At 67.1% G+C, this 15387-nt stretch carries 16 protein-coding genes; 12 read left to right on the top strand and 4 right to left on the bottom strand.

Going from position 1 to position 15387, the window contains the following annotated elements; all coding sequences use genetic code 11:
- Positions 1-98 precede the first annotated feature (98 nt).
- The gene (gene malQ / locus ACFPMG_RS31980) at positions 99-2288 is read left to right on the top strand and encodes a 4-alpha-glucanotransferase (RefSeq protein WP_376999806.1); all 2190 of its coding nucleotides are present in this window, start codon (positions 99-101) and stop codon (positions 2286-2288) included.
- A gap of 123 nt (positions 2289-2411) precedes the next feature.
- On the top strand, positions 2412-2897 hold the full coding sequence (gene bfr / locus ACFPMG_RS31975; protein ID WP_014240606.1) for a bacterioferritin: 486 nt from the start codon (positions 2412-2414) through the stop codon (positions 2895-2897).
- Between the two features lie 22 nt (positions 2898-2919).
- Here the strand turns inward: bfr and ACFPMG_RS31970 are convergent, their stop codons facing one another.
- Positions 2920-3312, bottom strand: coding sequence for a hypothetical protein (locus ACFPMG_RS31970; protein WP_376999803.1), 393 nt, complete (start codon positions 3310-3312; stop codon positions 2920-2922).
- Positions 3313-3866: 554 nt separating this feature from the next.
- On the opposite strand from ACFPMG_RS31970, the gene ACFPMG_RS31965 reads away from it, so the two are divergent.
- Both ACFPMG_RS31965 and ACFPMG_RS31960 read left to right on the top strand, forming a co-directional pair.
- A complete protein-coding gene (locus ACFPMG_RS31965) occupies positions 3867-4706 on the top strand; it encodes an aldo/keto reductase (RefSeq protein WP_376999801.1) in 840 nt (279 codons plus the stop codon).
- 121 nt (positions 4707-4827) lie between these two features.
- Positions 4828-5034 (top strand): hypothetical protein, encoded by a 207-nt coding sequence (locus ACFPMG_RS31960; RefSeq protein ID WP_376999799.1) that lies wholly within the window; start codon positions 4828-4830, stop codon positions 5032-5034.
- A 94-nt stretch (positions 5035-5128) separates the two neighbouring features.
- Here ACFPMG_RS31960 and oxlT read toward each other — a convergent pair whose 3' ends face one another.
- On the bottom strand, positions 5129-6430 hold the full coding sequence (oxlT, locus tag ACFPMG_RS31955; protein WP_094306443.1) for an oxalate/formate MFS antiporter: 1302 nt from the start codon (positions 6428-6430) through the stop codon (positions 5129-5131).
- A 488-nt stretch (positions 6431-6918) separates the two neighbouring features.
- On the opposite strand from oxlT, the gene ACFPMG_RS31950 reads away from it, so the two are divergent.
- The 7 genes from ACFPMG_RS31950 to ACFPMG_RS31920 all read left to right on the top strand — a co-directional run bounded on the left by ACFPMG_RS31950 (position 6919) and on the right by ACFPMG_RS31920 (position 13604).
- Positions 6919-7848, top strand: a complete 930-nt coding sequence (locus ACFPMG_RS31950; protein ID WP_137102839.1) for a histone deacetylase family protein — start codon at positions 6919-6921, stop codon at positions 7846-7848.
- 168 nt (positions 7849-8016) lie between these two features.
- On the top strand, positions 8017-8487 hold the full coding sequence (locus tag ACFPMG_RS31945) for a GNAT family N-acetyltransferase (RefSeq protein ID WP_376999796.1): 471 nt from the start codon (positions 8017-8019) through the stop codon (positions 8485-8487).
- Positions 8488-8747: 260 nt separating this feature from the next.
- On the top strand, positions 8748-9773 hold the full coding sequence (locus ACFPMG_RS31940) for a 2-dehydropantoate 2-reductase (RefSeq protein WP_014240275.1): 1026 nt from the start codon (positions 8748-8750) through the stop codon (positions 9771-9773).
- Between the two features lie 99 nt (positions 9774-9872).
- The gene (locus ACFPMG_RS31935; RefSeq protein WP_376999793.1) at positions 9873-10328 is read left to right on the top strand and encodes a CBS domain-containing protein; all 456 of its coding nucleotides are present in this window, start codon (positions 9873-9875) and stop codon (positions 10326-10328) included.
- A gap of 258 nt (positions 10329-10586) precedes the next feature.
- Positions 10587-11759, top strand: coding sequence for a Re/Si-specific NAD(P)(+) transhydrogenase subunit alpha (locus tag ACFPMG_RS31930; protein WP_376999791.1), 1173 nt, complete (start codon positions 10587-10589; stop codon positions 11757-11759).
- A gap of 13 nt (positions 11760-11772) precedes the next feature.
- A complete protein-coding gene (locus tag ACFPMG_RS31925; RefSeq protein ID WP_014240278.1) occupies positions 11773-12207 on the top strand; it encodes an NAD(P) transhydrogenase subunit alpha part 2 in 435 nt (144 codons plus the stop codon).
- A 2-nt stretch (positions 12208-12209) separates the two neighbouring features.
- On the top strand, positions 12210-13604 hold the full coding sequence (locus tag ACFPMG_RS31920; protein ID WP_376999788.1) for an NAD(P)(+) transhydrogenase (Re/Si-specific) subunit beta: 1395 nt from the start codon (positions 12210-12212) through the stop codon (positions 13602-13604).
- Between the two features lie 75 nt (positions 13605-13679).
- Here the strand turns inward: ACFPMG_RS31920 and ACFPMG_RS31915 are convergent, their stop codons facing one another.
- Both ACFPMG_RS31915 and ACFPMG_RS31910 read right to left on the bottom strand, forming a co-directional pair.
- The gene (locus ACFPMG_RS31915) at positions 13680-14381 is read right to left on the bottom strand and encodes a CBS domain-containing protein (RefSeq protein WP_014240280.1); all 702 of its coding nucleotides are present in this window, start codon (positions 14379-14381) and stop codon (positions 13680-13682) included.
- A gap of 227 nt (positions 14382-14608) precedes the next feature.
- On the bottom strand, positions 14609-14746 hold the full coding sequence (locus tag ACFPMG_RS31910; RefSeq protein ID WP_376999786.1) for a hypothetical protein: 138 nt from the start codon (positions 14744-14746) through the stop codon (positions 14609-14611).
- Between the two features lie 181 nt (positions 14747-14927).
- Between ACFPMG_RS31910 and ACFPMG_RS31905 the strand changes: the two genes are divergently transcribed.
- Positions 14928-15387 (top strand): GntR family transcriptional regulator (locus ACFPMG_RS31905; protein ID WP_376999784.1); only part of this gene is annotated, 460 nt, incomplete at its 3' end.

Here is a 15387-nt window from a genome sequence, read left to right as displayed (position 1 = left end):
GACGGAATCGGCCCGACGCGCAATGCTCGCGCGCAGGCCGTTTGCGGCCAGAATGACGCGACCAAGACGCCACGACCGATAACCGCGGGGACCCCTGAATGAGCGATCTCGACCGGCTTGCCGAACGGCTTGGCATCGAGCCCTTCTACCATGACATCTGGGGCAACCGGCGCGAGACCTCCGACGCGACGAAGCGCGCTCTGTCCGCCGCCATGGGCTATCCCGCCGGCAGTGGCGAGGAACTGGCGGCGAGCCTGCACGCGGTGGAGGACCGGGCGTGGCGGCGCATGCTGCCCCCCGTGCTGGTGATCGACGAGGGTGCTCCCCTCAGCCTCGCCCTGGCTGTTCCAGCCGGGCTGGAGGACGCCGAGCTGACCTGGACGCTGACCGAGGAGGGCGGGCTCGCCCACCGCGCCTCGCTGCGCGTCGGCAACCTGCCGCTGGCCGAGCAGCGGGTGCTCGACGGTGTGGCTTACGAGCGGCGGATGGTGTCCACCCGCCTGCCTCCGACCCTGCCGCTTGGCTATCACCGTTTGTCGGTGGTGATCCGGCCCCAGGGCATGGACGGGACGCTGGAGGGCGGCACGGTGCTGATCGTCGCGCCACAGCGCTGTCTGACGGTGGAGGACGTGGTCCCCGGCGGGCGGACCTGGGGGATCGGGCTGCAGCTCTACGCGCTGAAGAGCGGTGACGACTGGGGCATCGGCGATTTCGACGACCTCGGGCGCTTCGCCGAGACGGCGGCGGGGCTCGGGGCCGGGCTGGTCGGGCTGAATCCGCTGCACGCGCTGTTCCCGGCCGACCCCAACCACATCGGCCCCTATTCGCCGAGCAGCCGGACCTTCCTCAACATCCTCTACATCGACGTGGAGCGGGTGCCCGAACTAGCGGCCACGCCGCAGGCGCAGGCCCTCATCGCGTCGGAGGAGTTCCGGCAGCGGCTGGCCGCCGCGCGGGCGACGGAGCTGGTGGACTATCCCGCCGTCTCCGCCCTGAAGATGCCGGTCCTGGAGGCGCTGCACGCGACCTTCCGGGCGCTGGGCGAGAGCGATGCGCGGCGCGAAGCGTTCGAGACGTTCCGGCGCGAGATGGGCGAGCCGCTGCGCCGCCACGCCGTGTTCGAGGCGCTGCACGAGCATTTCTACCGCCGCGACCCATCGCAGTGGATGTGGCGGAGCTGGCCGCCGGCCTTCCAGATCCCGGACAGCCCCGAAGTGCAGGCCTTCACCGCCGAGCAGGCCGAGCGGGTGGAGTTCTTCGAGTATCTGCAATGGGAGGCCGACCGCCAGCTGGGCACGGCGGCGGAGCGCGGGCGCTTGGCCGGGCTGCCCATCGGCTTCTACCGCGACCTCGCCGTGGCGGCGCATCCCGGCGGGGCGGCGGCCTGGGGCGAATCGGACATCCTGGTGCAGGGGGCCAACGTCGGCGCGCCGCCGGACCAGTTCAACATGAAAGGGCAGAACTGGGGCCTCGCCCCGCTGTCGCCGGTGGGCTTGCGCGAATCCGCCTATGGTAGCTTCATCGCCATGCTGCGCGCCAACATGCGCCACGCCGGGGCGCTGCGCATCGACCACGTGATGGCGCTGCAGCACCTGTTCTGGATTCCGGCGGACGGCAGCGACGGTGCCTATGTCGAATACCCGTTCGAGGACCTGCTGCGGATCATCGCGCTGGAAAGCCGGCGCAACCGTTGCATCGTCATCGGCGAGGATCTCGGCACCGTGCCGGAAGGCTTCCGCCCGGCGCTGGAGAGGGCCGGCATCCTCAGCTACCGCGTGCTGTATTTCGAGCGCAGCGCCGACGGCGGGTTCAAGGCGCCGGAGGAGTATCCCGCGGGGGCCATGGTCACGGTGACCACCCACGACCTTGCCACTTTCAAGGGCTTCTGGACCAACCGCGACCTCGACTGGCGGGCCCGGCTGGACCTCTACCCCGACGAGGCGGCGCGGAACAAGGACGTTTGGGACCGCGGCGTGGACCGCTGGTGGATGCTTCAGGCGCTGGAGCGGGAAGGGTTGCGCCCGGTCCGCTACCCGAACAACGAGGGATCGCAACCCTTCTCGCGCGAACTGATGGAGGCGGTTCACCGCTACCTCGCCCGCTCGCCGGGGCGCATCGCCATGGTGCAGATCGAGGACGCGGTTGGCGAGGTGGAGCAGCCGAACCTGCCGGGCACCGTGGACCAGCACCCCAACTGGCGCCGCCGCCTGGGCGTGCCGGTGGAAGCGATGGCCGACGATGAAAGGGTGCGTCGGCTGGCCGAGGCGGTCCGCGGCGAGCGGCCCTGAAGCCAGCCGAACCGGAAGCCGATTGCGATCCTGCGCTATTGGCTTACACTTGGCGGCAGTCGTCGGGCAAAAGAACAGCGCGCCGCGCGCGATTCCGCGCGGCCAATCAAGACGGAGGGGTAGATGAAAGGTGATCCGAAGGTTATCCGGCACCTCAACACGATTCTGACGAACGAGCTGACCGCCATCAACCAGTATTTCCTGCACGCCCGCATGTTGAAGAACTGGGGCCTGCACCGGCTGGCGGGCAAGGTCTACGAGGAATCCATCGGTGAGATGAAGCACGCCGACAAGCTGATCGAGCGCATCCTGTTCCTGGAAGGTCTTCCCAACCTCCAGGACCTGCACAAGCTGAAGATCGGCGAGGATCTGCCGGAGATGTTCACCGCCGACCTGGGCATCGAAAGCCACAACCGTGGCAATCTGCTGGAGGCGATCGCCGACTGCGATGCGGTGCGCGACTATCAGAGCCGCGAGATCTTCCGGGAGATTCTGGAGGACACCGAGGAGCATATCGACTGGCTGGAAACCCAGCTCGACCTGATCCAGCGCGTGGGCCTGACCGCCTACCAGCAGGAGCAGATCTACGGCGAGGATTCGTCGTCCTGATCGACCATCAAGGGGCCGCCGCCTAGACGGACATTCCCGCCGACGCACCGGCCGCATAGGCCGCGGCGTCGGCCTTGCGGTAAGCGGTGATGGCGGCGGACCAGGGTTCGATGTGCAGGCCGCTGCCCATGGCGTCCTGATGGATGCTCTGCGCAATGAAGCCGGCGTTGGGCGTGGCGCGCAGGCGCGGCGATGCGCCGGTCACCGGCCCTCCGCCGGCCTCCGCATCGTCCAGCGCGAACCGGCTGGAAGAGCCGGCGCGACCGGCGCGATTGCCGTCCGCACCGCCAAGCTCCGTCTGTTTTCCGCTTCTCAGCGCATCGTCGGTGGCTGAGACGTCGTCGGACCGCCGGCGTTCCTGTTCCCCCGGCACGCGCCGGATTGGCTGCACCGCCATGGCTTCGCTGGCCAGCATCTGCCGAATCCGGCCCATCCCCGACAGGGACGGTGCGCTGGACGGCGATGGAAGGGACGGAATGCTGGACACGGGGACGCGACGGGTTGTGGAAGGTCCTGGTCCCGCATGGTATCAGCGCAAACCTTCTCGATGCCTTAAAAAATTCGGGCAGGGCGACGGCGCCGTGGTGGTTGTCCATCCGACAGCCCCGAAGGTTGCGGCTCGATAAGCTGTCCGGTCGCATTTCCAGCGAATTCGCACGTCCCGGGTCGGGTCGGCAGGCCCGCATGTCCCTGCAAGGCCTGCTCGGCGGTGCCAAGCGCAAGAACGGCTGACGACTGGCCGAACGAAGGCGCGCATGGCGCTGTTCATCCGCACCATCGGCCTCGGTCCACACTCAAGGCTGGCTTATCGAGGTGTCCTGCGGGCCCGGCGGGCGATCCGTTTGGCGTGACGCCTTCGCCGGCCTCTCCCACCCGCTGAAATAGCGTCAGGGAGTGGTTTCCAGGGTTTGTCCTGTGGACTAACGTTCCTCACGCCCTTCGACGGGGCCAAGGGAACGGGAGACATCCATGACCATTCCGACGACACGCCTTCCTTCGGGAACCGCCGTTCCGGTGCTCGGCCAGGGCACCTGGTACATGGGCGAGGACAGCCGCGACCGCACGCGGGAGGCGGCAGCGCTGCGGCTCGGCCTCGACCTCGGCATGACGCTGATCGACACGGCGGAGATGTACGCCGACGGAGGGGCGGAGGAGGTGGTCGGCGAGGCCATCGCCGGGCGCCGCGACGAGGTGTTCCTGGTCAGCAAGGTGCTGCCGATGAATGCCAGCCGTCGCGGCACCATCGCGGCCTGCGAACGCAGCCTGAAGCGTCTGCGCACCGAGCGCATTGATCTCTATCTGCTGCATTGGCGCGGCAGCCACGACTTCTCCGAAACCATCGCGGCTTTCGACACGCTGATGCGCGACGGCAAGATCGGCCAATGGGGTGTCAGCAACCTGGATCTCCAGGATATGGAGGAGTTGGTCGGCACGCCGGGCGGGGAGGGGGTGCAGACCAACCAGCTCCTCTACAACCTGACGCGACGCGGCATCGAGTACGACCTGCAGCCCTGGTGCCGCGGTCGGGGCATCCCGATCATGGCCTACTCGCCCATCGAGCAGGGGCGGATGCTGCACCACCCGGAGCTTCGCCGCGTCGCCGACCGGCACGGTGCGACCCCGGCCCAGGTCGGGCTGGCGTGGTTGCTCCGCCAGGATGGGGTGATTGCCATCCCCAAGGCGTCGGACCCCGTGCATGTCCGCGATAACCGGGCCGCCGCCGACCTGCGGCTCGACGAGCAGGACCTCGCGGACCTCGACCGGGCCTTCCCGCCGCCGCGCGGGCCACGCCCGCTGGAGATGCTTTAGCGCGGCGAAGCGCCGCGCTTGCGGTGGCGGACTCGATTCCCCTGGCCGAACGGCCTATGTATGCTGCATTGCGGAATCAGGCATGCCTGAGTCCGCGTGTGGCTCATCCGGGAATCGAAGCATGCTCGCCATCGTTCTTCTGTCCATGCTGCTGTCGGGCTTCGCCATCATCGTGGCGCGGATTCTGTCCGCCGAGGTCGCCACCGCCGGCATGCCGGTCCGCGATCCCTGGTCGCCCCGGCATCTCCGCCGGGTGAAGAAGGCGCGCAAGGCGCAGGAGGAGATCGAGGGCGGCCCGTCCTGGGCGTCGTTCCCCCGCGGGCTCTGACCCTTTCCCAAGAACCTTTTTCCCCACAAGCAGATCGGGCCGGGAAATCTCCCGGCCCGATCGCGTTCGGGTGCTGATGGTGCGTTGCGGTGCCTTACTGGGCCGGCTCCGCCGCCAGCTTCGAGGCCGGGAGGCTCTCGTTGATCTGGCGGGCGCGCATCGGCTTCAGGACGAAGATGGCCAGCAGGGCGGCGATGCCGTTGACCGCGGCGGCGAAGAAGAACACCGCCTGCCAGCTGCCGGTCGAGGCGACCGCCACGTTGGCGAAGGGAACGACCAGCGACGCGGTGCCCTTGGCGGTGTACAGCAGGCCGGCGTTGGTGGTGGCGAACTTCGAACCGAAGGAGTCGCCGCACAGCGCCGGGAACAGGCTGTAGATCTCACCCCAGGCGAAGAACACCAGTCCCGTCAGGATCACGAAGGCGACGGGGTTGTGGCCCCACTGGTTCAGCGCCAGGATACCGACGCACTCCAGGGCGAAGGCGATGAACATCGTGTTCTCGCGGCCGATATGGTCGGACACCCAGCCGAAGAAGGGACGGGTGACGCCGTTCAGCACGCGGTCGATCGACAGGGCGAAGGTCAGCGCCGGCAGGGTCAGGCCCATGATGCTGACCGGCACGCCGTCCAGATGGAAGTCCTTGGCGATCGGACCGAGCTGCGCGGTCGCCATCAGGCCGCCCGCCGCCACCATCACGAACATGGCGTACATGACCCAGAAGACCGGGGTCTTCAGCATCTGGACCGGGGTGTAGCTCTCGCGGGTCTGCGACACCGCCGAGCGGGTGACCTCCGGAACCTGACCCTTCTTCGGCGACGCCAGGAACCACGCCAGCGCGAGGATCACCGCGCCCTGGCCGATGCCGAAGGTCATGAAGGTGGCTTCGTAGCCCGAGGAGTGGATCATGTTGGCGATGGGAACGACCGTGAGGGCCGAGCCGGCGCCGAAACCGGCGGCGGTCAGGCCGGCGGCGAGGCCGCGGCGGTCGGGGAACCACTTCAGCGCGTTGCCCACGCAGGTGCCATAGACGCCGCCGGCACCGATGCCGCCCAGCGCCGCGCCCAGATAGAGCATGGCGAGCGAGTCGGCCACCGAGTTGACTGCCCAGGCCACGGCGCAGAGCACGCCGCCGATCAGGACGACGATACGCGGGCCGAACTTATCGACGAACCAGCCTTCGACGGGAACCAGCCAGGTTTCCATGACGACGAAGATGGTAAAGGCCACCTGGATGGCCGCACGGCCCCAGCCATGCTTCTGGTCGATGGGCTCGACGAACAGAGTCCAGCCATACTGCAGGTTCGCGATCATCGACATGCAGATGACGCCGATGACGAGCTGGAACCAGCGGCCACCGAGGGGCCCCTTCGGGGCCTCCGTGAGGGCTTGGTGCATTTCTCTCCTCCTAGAAGCGATCTCTTTGCGAAGCGGTCTTTTGCTTTTTTGAGTCGGGTTGTTTTTGTTCTTTGACCGGAGGCGTCCCCGTGGTGTGCCGGGTCGTCTCCATCGCCTTGGCCTGACCGTGGAACCGGCCGCTTGGTGTGGGCGGCTTAAGCTCCCGGGATGAGCGTTTTTGGCATTAGAGATATGGTATGCCAGATACAGTTTTCGGCGCAAGCTGTTTGTCAGCGTAACAAACAGACTCGGCGTGCGAGGGGTGGCCTACCACCTTCGGAAGCGTTGATGGCCCTTGTCCTGATGGGGGTTCTTACGCTTGGACGGTGGCGGTGCTGACGGTTCGTCAGCAAAGCGATTTGGTCCATTCTGGTATTCGGTATACATATAGGGCAAGAGAGCGCGTCGACTCGGGATGGCATGCCGCTTCCGCGCCGTCGCGCGATCGACCAGCTTCAGATCATCGGTACAGGGGAGGAGAAGACTCGATGACCACCGCCATTTTCACCCATCCGGACTTCCTGGCGCACGACACCGGTCCGGGACACCCGGAGCGTCCCGAGCGAATCGCCGTGGTGTGGGAGGTGCTGGACCGCGACGAATTCCGCGATCTGCCCCGCTTCGAGGCCCCGGAGGCGGAGGTCGAGCAACTGCGCTGGGTGCATGACCCGGCCTATGTGGATGCCGTGCTGAACGCGGTCCCGGACAGCGGCCATGTCCGGCTGGACGCCGACACCGTGCTGTCCCCCACCTCGCGCTCGGCGATCCTGCGGGCCGCCGGCGCGGTCTGCGCGGCGGTGGACGCGGTGCTGGACGGGACGGCGAAGAACGCCTTCTGCGCCGTCCGCCCCTGCGGCCACCACGCGGAGCCGGCCCGGGCCATGGGCTTCTGCGTCTTCAACAACGTGGCGGTCGGTGCCGAGCACGCCCGCAAGCGGCGGGGCCTGACCCGCGTCGCCGTGGTCGATTACGACGTGCACCACGGCAACGGCACCCAGGCGATGTTCTGGGACGACGCCGACCTGTTCTTCGCCTCGACCCACCAGTCGCCGCTCTATCCCGGCACCGGTTCGATGAGCGAGACCGGAGTCGCCGACAACATCGTCAACGCGCCGCTGCCACCCCACTCCGGAACGGTGGAGTTCCGCCAAGCCATGGAGCGCCGCATCCTTCCCGCGCTGGAGGAGTTCCAGCCGGAGCTGATCCTGATCTCCGCCGGCTTCGACGCCCACGCCCGCGACCCTCTGGCGTCGCTGAACTTCACCGGCCCGGATTTCGAATGGGCGACGCGCAAGCTAGTCGAAGCGGCGGACCGGCTGTGCGATGGCCGCGTCGTGACGGTGCTGGAGGGTGGCTACGACATGGTGGGGCTCGCCGAGGGGTGCGCCGCCCATCTCCAGGCCCTGATGCGCGCCTGACCGTGCCGCCATGGCATGGCTCCCTCATCAATAGGGAGGTCTTTTCGAAGGTCTTTGTGCAGGTGCATCATGGGAGCAGTTGCTTCCCGCACGGATTATCTGGTATACCAAATACCAGAGGGGCAAACAGAGTCCCTCGAACACACAAAAAAACGGGAGTTACGCACGATGGACCAGCGGATCGCCGAACAGAACGCTGCCGACCAGCCCATCATCGAGATCACCCTGGCGAAGACCGACGCCGACATCGCCGACAGCTACGCGGTGGTGAAGGAACTGCGCACCCACATGACCGACCCCGACGCCTACGCCGCCCAGATCCGCCGCCAGATGGAGGACGGCTACAACATGGCGCTCCTGCGCATCGACGGCGAGGTGGCCGGCTGCGGCGGCTTCCGCGTTCACGAGACGCTGTCGCGCGGTCGCTATATGTATGTTGAGGACCTCGTCACCTCGCCGAAGCACCGTTCCTTCGGTCTGGGCGACAAGCTGTTCGATTGGCTGGCCGGTCAGGCCCGCGAAAAGGGCTGCGCCCAGATGGAAATCATCTCTGGCGTCCAGCGCGGCGACGCGCACCGCTTCTATCACCGCAAGCGCATGACGGTTAAGGCGTTCCAACTCGTCCTGCCGCTCACCTGATCCAGCGCACCGGATGGACCCGCGAGCCGGGCGTCCGGACGGGCCGGGCGTCCGGTTTTCCATGCTCGAACTTTCGTTGGAAAACCCAGGATTCTCGCCCGATTCCGGATCATGCCCCTCCCTCGACAGGGTCTATTTTGCCAGTTGACATCTGGTATCTGGTATACCAAACTCCGTATTTGTTCGGTGTGCTGATTGATTGGGGTTACTGCAAAGGCTGCGCGGCGCGTGGCCGATAATTGGGGGAGAGGAAACGGGTTATGAAGATCTGCATCTTTGGGTCCGGGGCCATCGGCGGGTATCTGGGTGTGCGTCTCCACCAGGCCGGCGCGGATGTCAGCCTCGTGGCGCGTGGCGCCCATCTCACGGCCATGCGTGAGAACGGCGTGAAGCTGATCGTCGGAGAGGAAGAAACGGTCGTCCACCCCCGCTGCACCGACAATGCGGCGGAACTCGGCCCGCAGGACTACGTCATCATCGGTCTGAAGGCCCACTCCGTTCCCAGCGTCGTCAACGCCATCCAGCCGCTGCTCGGCAAGGACACCGCCGTGGTCACCGCGGTCAACGGCATCCCCTACTGGTACTTCTACAAGAACGGCGGCGAGTTCGAAGGCCGCGTGCTCGACACCGTCGATCCGGGCGGCATCCAGTGGAACGGCCTGAGCCCGGAGCGCGCCATCGGCTGCGTCGTCTACCCCGCGACCGAAGTCGTCGAACCCGGCGTCATTCAGCACATCTACGGCGACAAGTTCTCGCTGGGCGAGCCGGACGGCAGCCAGTCCGACCGCGTGAAGAAGCTCAGCGCCGCCATGGAGGCCGGGGGCCTGCGCGCCCCGGTGCTCGACCGCATCCGCGACGAGATCTGGCTGAAGCTGTGGGGCAACCTCTGCTTCAACCCGATCAGCGCGCTCACCCACGCCACGCTGGACGTCATCTGCTCCGATCCGGAAACCCGCGCCGTCGCCAAGTCGATGATGCTGGAGGCCAAGGAGATCGGCGACCGTCTCGGCGTCCATTTCCGTGTGGATGTCGAGCGCCGCATCAACGGTGCCGGCGCGGTCGGCGCGCACAAGACCTCGATGCTCCAGGATCTGGAGCGCGGCCGTCCGATGGAGATCGACGCCCTGCTGTCGGTGGTCCAGGAGATGGGCCGCATGGTCGGCGTGGCGACCCCGACCATCGACGTGGTCCTGGCGCTCGTCCGCCAGCGCGGCGAGATCGCCGACTGCTACACCCGCCCGCAGCGGGCATCGTCCGAGGCCGCCCCCGCGGTCGCCGCCCAGTAGGGCGGACACCGTCCGGCCCCGCACACAGAAACCAACGCCCCCAACGACGCAGCGAAGCAACGCCGAGGGGCCGGACAATCGCTTCACAGGAGGAGCGTCATGAGGGTTGAAGACATTCTCCGCCGGAAGGGGACGCGCATCGGCACGGTGCGCATCAACGAAACCGTGGAAACGGCGTTGCGTCTTCTGAAGGCCGAAAACACCGGCGCGCTGGTGGTCAAGGACGTCTGCCGGACCGAAGGCAACACGGTCGTCGGGGTGATTTCCGAACGCGACATCGTGCGCAGCCTGACCGACCGCGGGCCGGGCATCCTGTCCCTGCCGGTCACGGCGGTGATGAGCCACCATCCCGTCTGCTGCGCGCCGGGCGATTCCGTCCGCCACGTGCTCCAGCTGATGGACGAGCACACCATTCGTCACGTCCCCGTTCTGGACGGCGTCTCGCTGGTCGGCGTGGTCAGCGTGCGCGATCTCATCAAGGCGCAACTCGACGCCGCCCCGCCGGACGCCGGGGCGGGCGAGGTCGTCAGCTATCCCGTCGCCGCGGCCCAGTGACGAACGGCGGCGCCTTGGGCAGTGCCTGGGGCAGCCTTCCCGTGACGGCGGCGGTGATCCGGAGGCGGTCACCCGCATCCATCCCGGGTGACCGCTCCGCCGCCCTGCGGGCCTGACGCCGGACCACGCCTCGTCGCGGACCGGCACCGACATCATTCGAGAATTTGACCGGCGGGCCGCCCGCCGAGGCCGCCCGCCGTCGAGGTCGGAGCGCTGACGCCTCGTCCTGCCGATTGCTTTGGGAGGCAATCAACAACCATGAAAATCGCCATACCCAGGGAGCGGCGCGCGGGCGAGAATCGCGTCGCGGCGTCTCCGGAGACGGTCAAGAAACTCAAAGCCCTCAGCCTGGAAGTGGTCGTGGAGACCGGCGCCGGACTGGGCTCGAACCTGCCGGACCGGGTGTACCAGGACGCCGGCGCCGAGATCGCGCCGGACGCCGCGTCGGCGCTGGCCGACGCCGACATCGTGCTGAAGGTGCAGCGCCCGCTGCTGGCCGGGGAAGGGGACCTCGACGAGCTGGCGCTGATCAAGCGCGGCGCGCTGCTGTTCGCCATCCTCAACCCCTACAACAGCCGCGACCACGTGGCGGCCTACGCCGCGGCCGGGGTGAACGCCTTCGCCATGGAGTTCATGCCGCGCATCACCCGCGCCCAGGTCATGGACGTGCTGTCCTCGCAGGCCAACCTCGCCGGCTACAAGGCGGTGGTCGATGCCGCCAGCGAGTACGGCCGCGCCTACCCGATGATGATGACCGCGGCGGGCACGGTGCCGCCGGCGCGCGCCTTCATCATGGGCGTCGGTGTGGCGGGCCTGCAGGCGATCGCCACGGCCAAGCGGCTGGGCGCCATCGTCTCGGCGACCGACGTGCGCCCGGCGGTCAAGGAGCAGGTGCAGAGCCTTGGCGGCAGCTTCGTCGCGGTGGAGAACGACGAGTTCAAGCAGGCGGAAACCGCGGGCGGCTACGCCAAGGAGATGTCGGACGACTACAAGCGCCAGCAGGCGGCGCTGGTGGCCGAGCACATCAAGAAGCAGGACATCGTCATCACCACCGCGCTGATCCCCGGGCGCAAGGCGCCGATCCTGGTGACGCGCGAGCATGTCGCCTCGATGAAGCCGGGCTCGGTGCTGATCGATCTGGCGGTGGAGCAGGGCGGCAACGTCGAGGGCTCGGAGCTGGGCAAGGTGGTCGTCACCGACAACGGGGTGAAGATCGTCGGCCACGCCAACTACCCCAGCCGCATCGCCGAGAGCGCCTCGCTCTTGTACGCCAAGAACCTGCTCGCGCTGCTGCAGTCGCTGCACGACAAGGAGAAGGGCATCGCCCTCAACTGGGACGACGAGATCGTGAAGGCCATCGCGCTCACCCGCGATGGGCAGGTCGTCCATCCCGCCTTCGCGGACGCGGTCCGCGAAGTCCAGACCGTCTGAGGAGGCGGCTTCCATGGAACATCCCGATCCCGCGAGCCAGATTGAGGCCTTCCGCCACTCGCTCCTCACCCTGACCAACCAGACGGCGGAGCTTCAGGTCCAGGTTGCCCAGATGACCCACGCGATGCCGATCCCGGCGCCCGTCCTGGACGCGGCGAGCCACGGCAACTTCTTCATCACCGGCCTGACGGTGTTCGTCCTGGCCTGCTTCGTGGGCTACTACGTGGTGTGGCGGGTGACGCCGGCGCTGCACTCGCCGCTGATGGCGGTGACCAACGCGGTGTCCTCGGTGATCATCGTCGGCGCCCTGATCGCCGCCGGCCCCGCGGGGTTCGGCTTCTCCAAGATCATGGGCTTCCTCGCCGTCATCCTGGCCAGCGTCAACATCTTCGGCGGCTTCCTGGTCACCCAGCGCATGCTGTCGATGTTCAAGAAGAAGGGCAAGTAACCATGGAAACCCTGTCCGCCCTTCTCTACCTGGTCGCCTCGGTCTGCTTCATCATGGCGCTGCGCGGCCTGTCCAGCCCGGAGACCTCCCGCCAGGGCAACTTCTTCGGCATGGCCGGCATGACCATCGCCGTGCTGACCACGCTGGCCCTGCCCATCGTCCAGTCCTACTGGATGATCGTGCTCGGCATCGCCATCGGCGGCGGCATCGGCTACGTCATCGCCAAGAAGATCGAGATGACCGCCCTGCCGCAGCTCGTCGCCGCCTTCCACTCGCTGGTCGGTCTGGCCGCGGTGTTCGTGGCGCTGTCGGCCTTCTACTCGCCCGAGGCCTACGGCATCGGCGTCCCCGGCGCCATCGCCAAGGGCTCGCTGGTCGAGATGGCGCTGGGCACCGCCATCGGCGCCATCACCTTCACCGGTTCGATCGTCGCGTTTGCCAAGCTGCAGGGCCTGGTCACCGGCAAGCCGCTGGTCTTCCCCTTCCAGCACCACCTCAACGCCGGCCTCGGCATCCTCACCATCCTCCTCATCGTCTGGCTGGTGCAGAGCAACGCCGATGCCCCGATGTGGCTGATCGTCGCCGTGTCGCTGGCGCTCGGCCTGCTGCTGATCCTGCCGATCGGCGGCGCCGACATGCCGGTGGTGATCTCGATGCTGAACAGCTACTCGGGCTGGGCGGCGGCGGGCATCGGCTTCACGCTGCAGAACAACCTGCTGATCGTCACGGGCGCGCTGGTCGGCTCGTCGGGCGCCATCCTGTCCTACATCATGTGCAAGGGCATGAACCGCTCGATCTTCAACGTCATCCTGGGCGGCTTCGGCGGCGACAGCGGGGCGTCGTCGTCGGCGGCCGGCGGCGGTGAGCGCGGCACGGTCAAGGCCGGCTCGCCGGAGGACGCGGCCTACATCATGAAGAACGCCCAGTCGGTGATCATCGTCCCGGGCTACGGCATGGCGGTGGCCCAGGCGCAGCACGCGCTGCGCGAGATGGCCGACCTGCTGAAGAAGGAGGGCGTCGAGGTCAAGTACGCCATCCATCCGGTGGCGGGGCGCATGCCGGGGCACATGAATGTGCTGCTGGCCGAGGCCAACGTGCCCTACGACGAGGTGTTCGAGCTGGAGGACATCAACCGCGACTTCGGCACGGCGGACGTGGCCTTCGTGATCGGCGCCAACGACGTAACCAACCCGGCGGCCAAGACCGATCCGCAGTCGCCGATCTACGGCATGCCGATCCTCGACGTCGAGAAGGCCAAGACGGTGTTCTTCATCAAGCGCGGCATGGCCGCCGGCTACGCCGGCGTCGAGAACGAGCTGTTCTTCCGCCCCAACACCATGATGCTGTTCGGCGACGCCAAGAAGGTCACCGAAGAGGTCGTGAAGGCCACCGAGTAAAGGTCTGCTGAAAGGAAAAGCCCCTTCCCGGACGAACCGGGAAGGGGCTTTTTTGCAGCCGCATCGGCGATTGGCTCAGAAGCCGACCGCGCCTTCGGCGACATGATCCACGATGATCAGGTGATTTTCCACGCGGGTGACGCCGGGGGTGTTCTCGGCGGCGACGCGAATGGCGTCACGCTGCGCCTCGGTGCGCACGCTGCCCCAGAGATGCACGACGCCATTGCGCACCACGATGTTTTCGCTGATCTCCGGCGCCCAGGGCTGCGCCCGCAGAGTCTCCAAAAGCCGGTCGCGCACGACGCGGTCGTCCGCGGCGGCCGGGGAGACGTCCGGCGCGATGCTGGCGAGGACGTGCAGCAGGTTGGCGCGGCTGACGATGCCGACCAGCTTGCCGTTGTTCAGCACCGGAACGCGCTTGATGCGGTTGCCCTCCATCAGGCGGACCACCTCGTCGAGCGGGGTCTCCTCCGTGACGGAGATCAGCGACTCGGTCATCGCGTCGCGCACGTGGCGGCCGTGGGACTTGGTGTAGTCGGCGGCCTGGTTCGGCGCGCCCGCGAACATGGCGAGCCACCAGGAGGCCCGGCGCACCGTGCCGGTCTCCGTCCGGCGCAGCAGGTCGCCCTCGCTGATGACGCCGAGCAGGCGCCCGTTCGAATCGCAGACGGGCAGGCCGCTGATCCGGTTCTCCAGCATGCGCTTTGCGGCTTCGGTCACCGTGGCGTCGGGACCGATGGTGACCACCTGACGGGTCATGATGTCCGCAGCTTTCATGGCTTTCCTCCGTTTGCCTGATTCGTTGACCCAGCCAACATACACACACAGGAAGTGCGGTGAAACTGTCTGGTGTACGGTATACCAATTTGCCGCAGGGCAAATTCCACAGTCGGGCAAATTTTGCGGGCGGAAAAAAGAAGGCTCCGCTGGCAGGAAGCCGCGGAGCCGTCAGGTGGGGGAATCTACAGGGAGGAATGCGTGTAGTTCCAAGAGCGTTTGTACCCTCAGCGATCGGCCGCAACCACAGTGGATTCGGTATACCAGTCATGCGGCATGTGGATACCGTATACGATATGCCAGAAGGCGGCAAAAGGCGCAGAATTGCCGGGCCGTGGCGGAGGAATCGTCGCGTCGTCGTTCATCGAAGAAACAGTCCGCGATCCGAACATATCCGCTTGTCATGAACTGGCATCTGGTATACCGTATCTCCAATCCAAGCCGCTTCCCTCTCCGGGGCAATGAAAGCGCGGCCCAAACCCCGTCAGGCGGGGGGACTCCGGGGCAACCGGGAGCGGAGAGAGAGGGACGGGAACGCCAATGCAGATGATGAGTTTCTCGGTCGCGCCACTGGATCAGGGGATGAGCTTCAAGGCCAAGGCCTACCAAGCTCTGCGCCAAGCCATCACCCAGATGGACATCTACGGCGGGCCGAGCGAGATCCGCCTCGACGAGCGCCAGCTCTGCGAGGCGCTGGGCGTCAGCCGCACCCCGGTGCGCGAGGCCATGGCGCTGCTGGAGCAGGAGGGCTTCATCCGCTCCATGCCCCGGCGCGGCATCTTCGTGGTGCGCAAGACCAAGGCGGAGATCATCGAGATGATCACCGTCTGCGCGGCGCTGGAGGGCATGGCCGCCCGCCTCTTCGTCGAGCGCGCCGACGAGCGCGGCATGGCCGACCTGCACGAGACCTTCGACCGCTTCGCCGAAGGCGAGCTGGCCGACCACGTGCTGGAGTATTCCGACGCCAACGTCGCCTTCCACCAGTCGATCATCCAGGCCTCGGGCT

Source organism: Azospirillum himalayense, from assembly GCF_042657465.1.
GTDB lineage: Bacteria > Pseudomonadota > Alphaproteobacteria > Azospirillales > Azospirillaceae > Azospirillum > Azospirillum himalayense.
The sequence above is the reverse complement of the archived record's forward strand: the minus strand, read 5'-3'. Positions and strand labels throughout refer to the sequence as shown.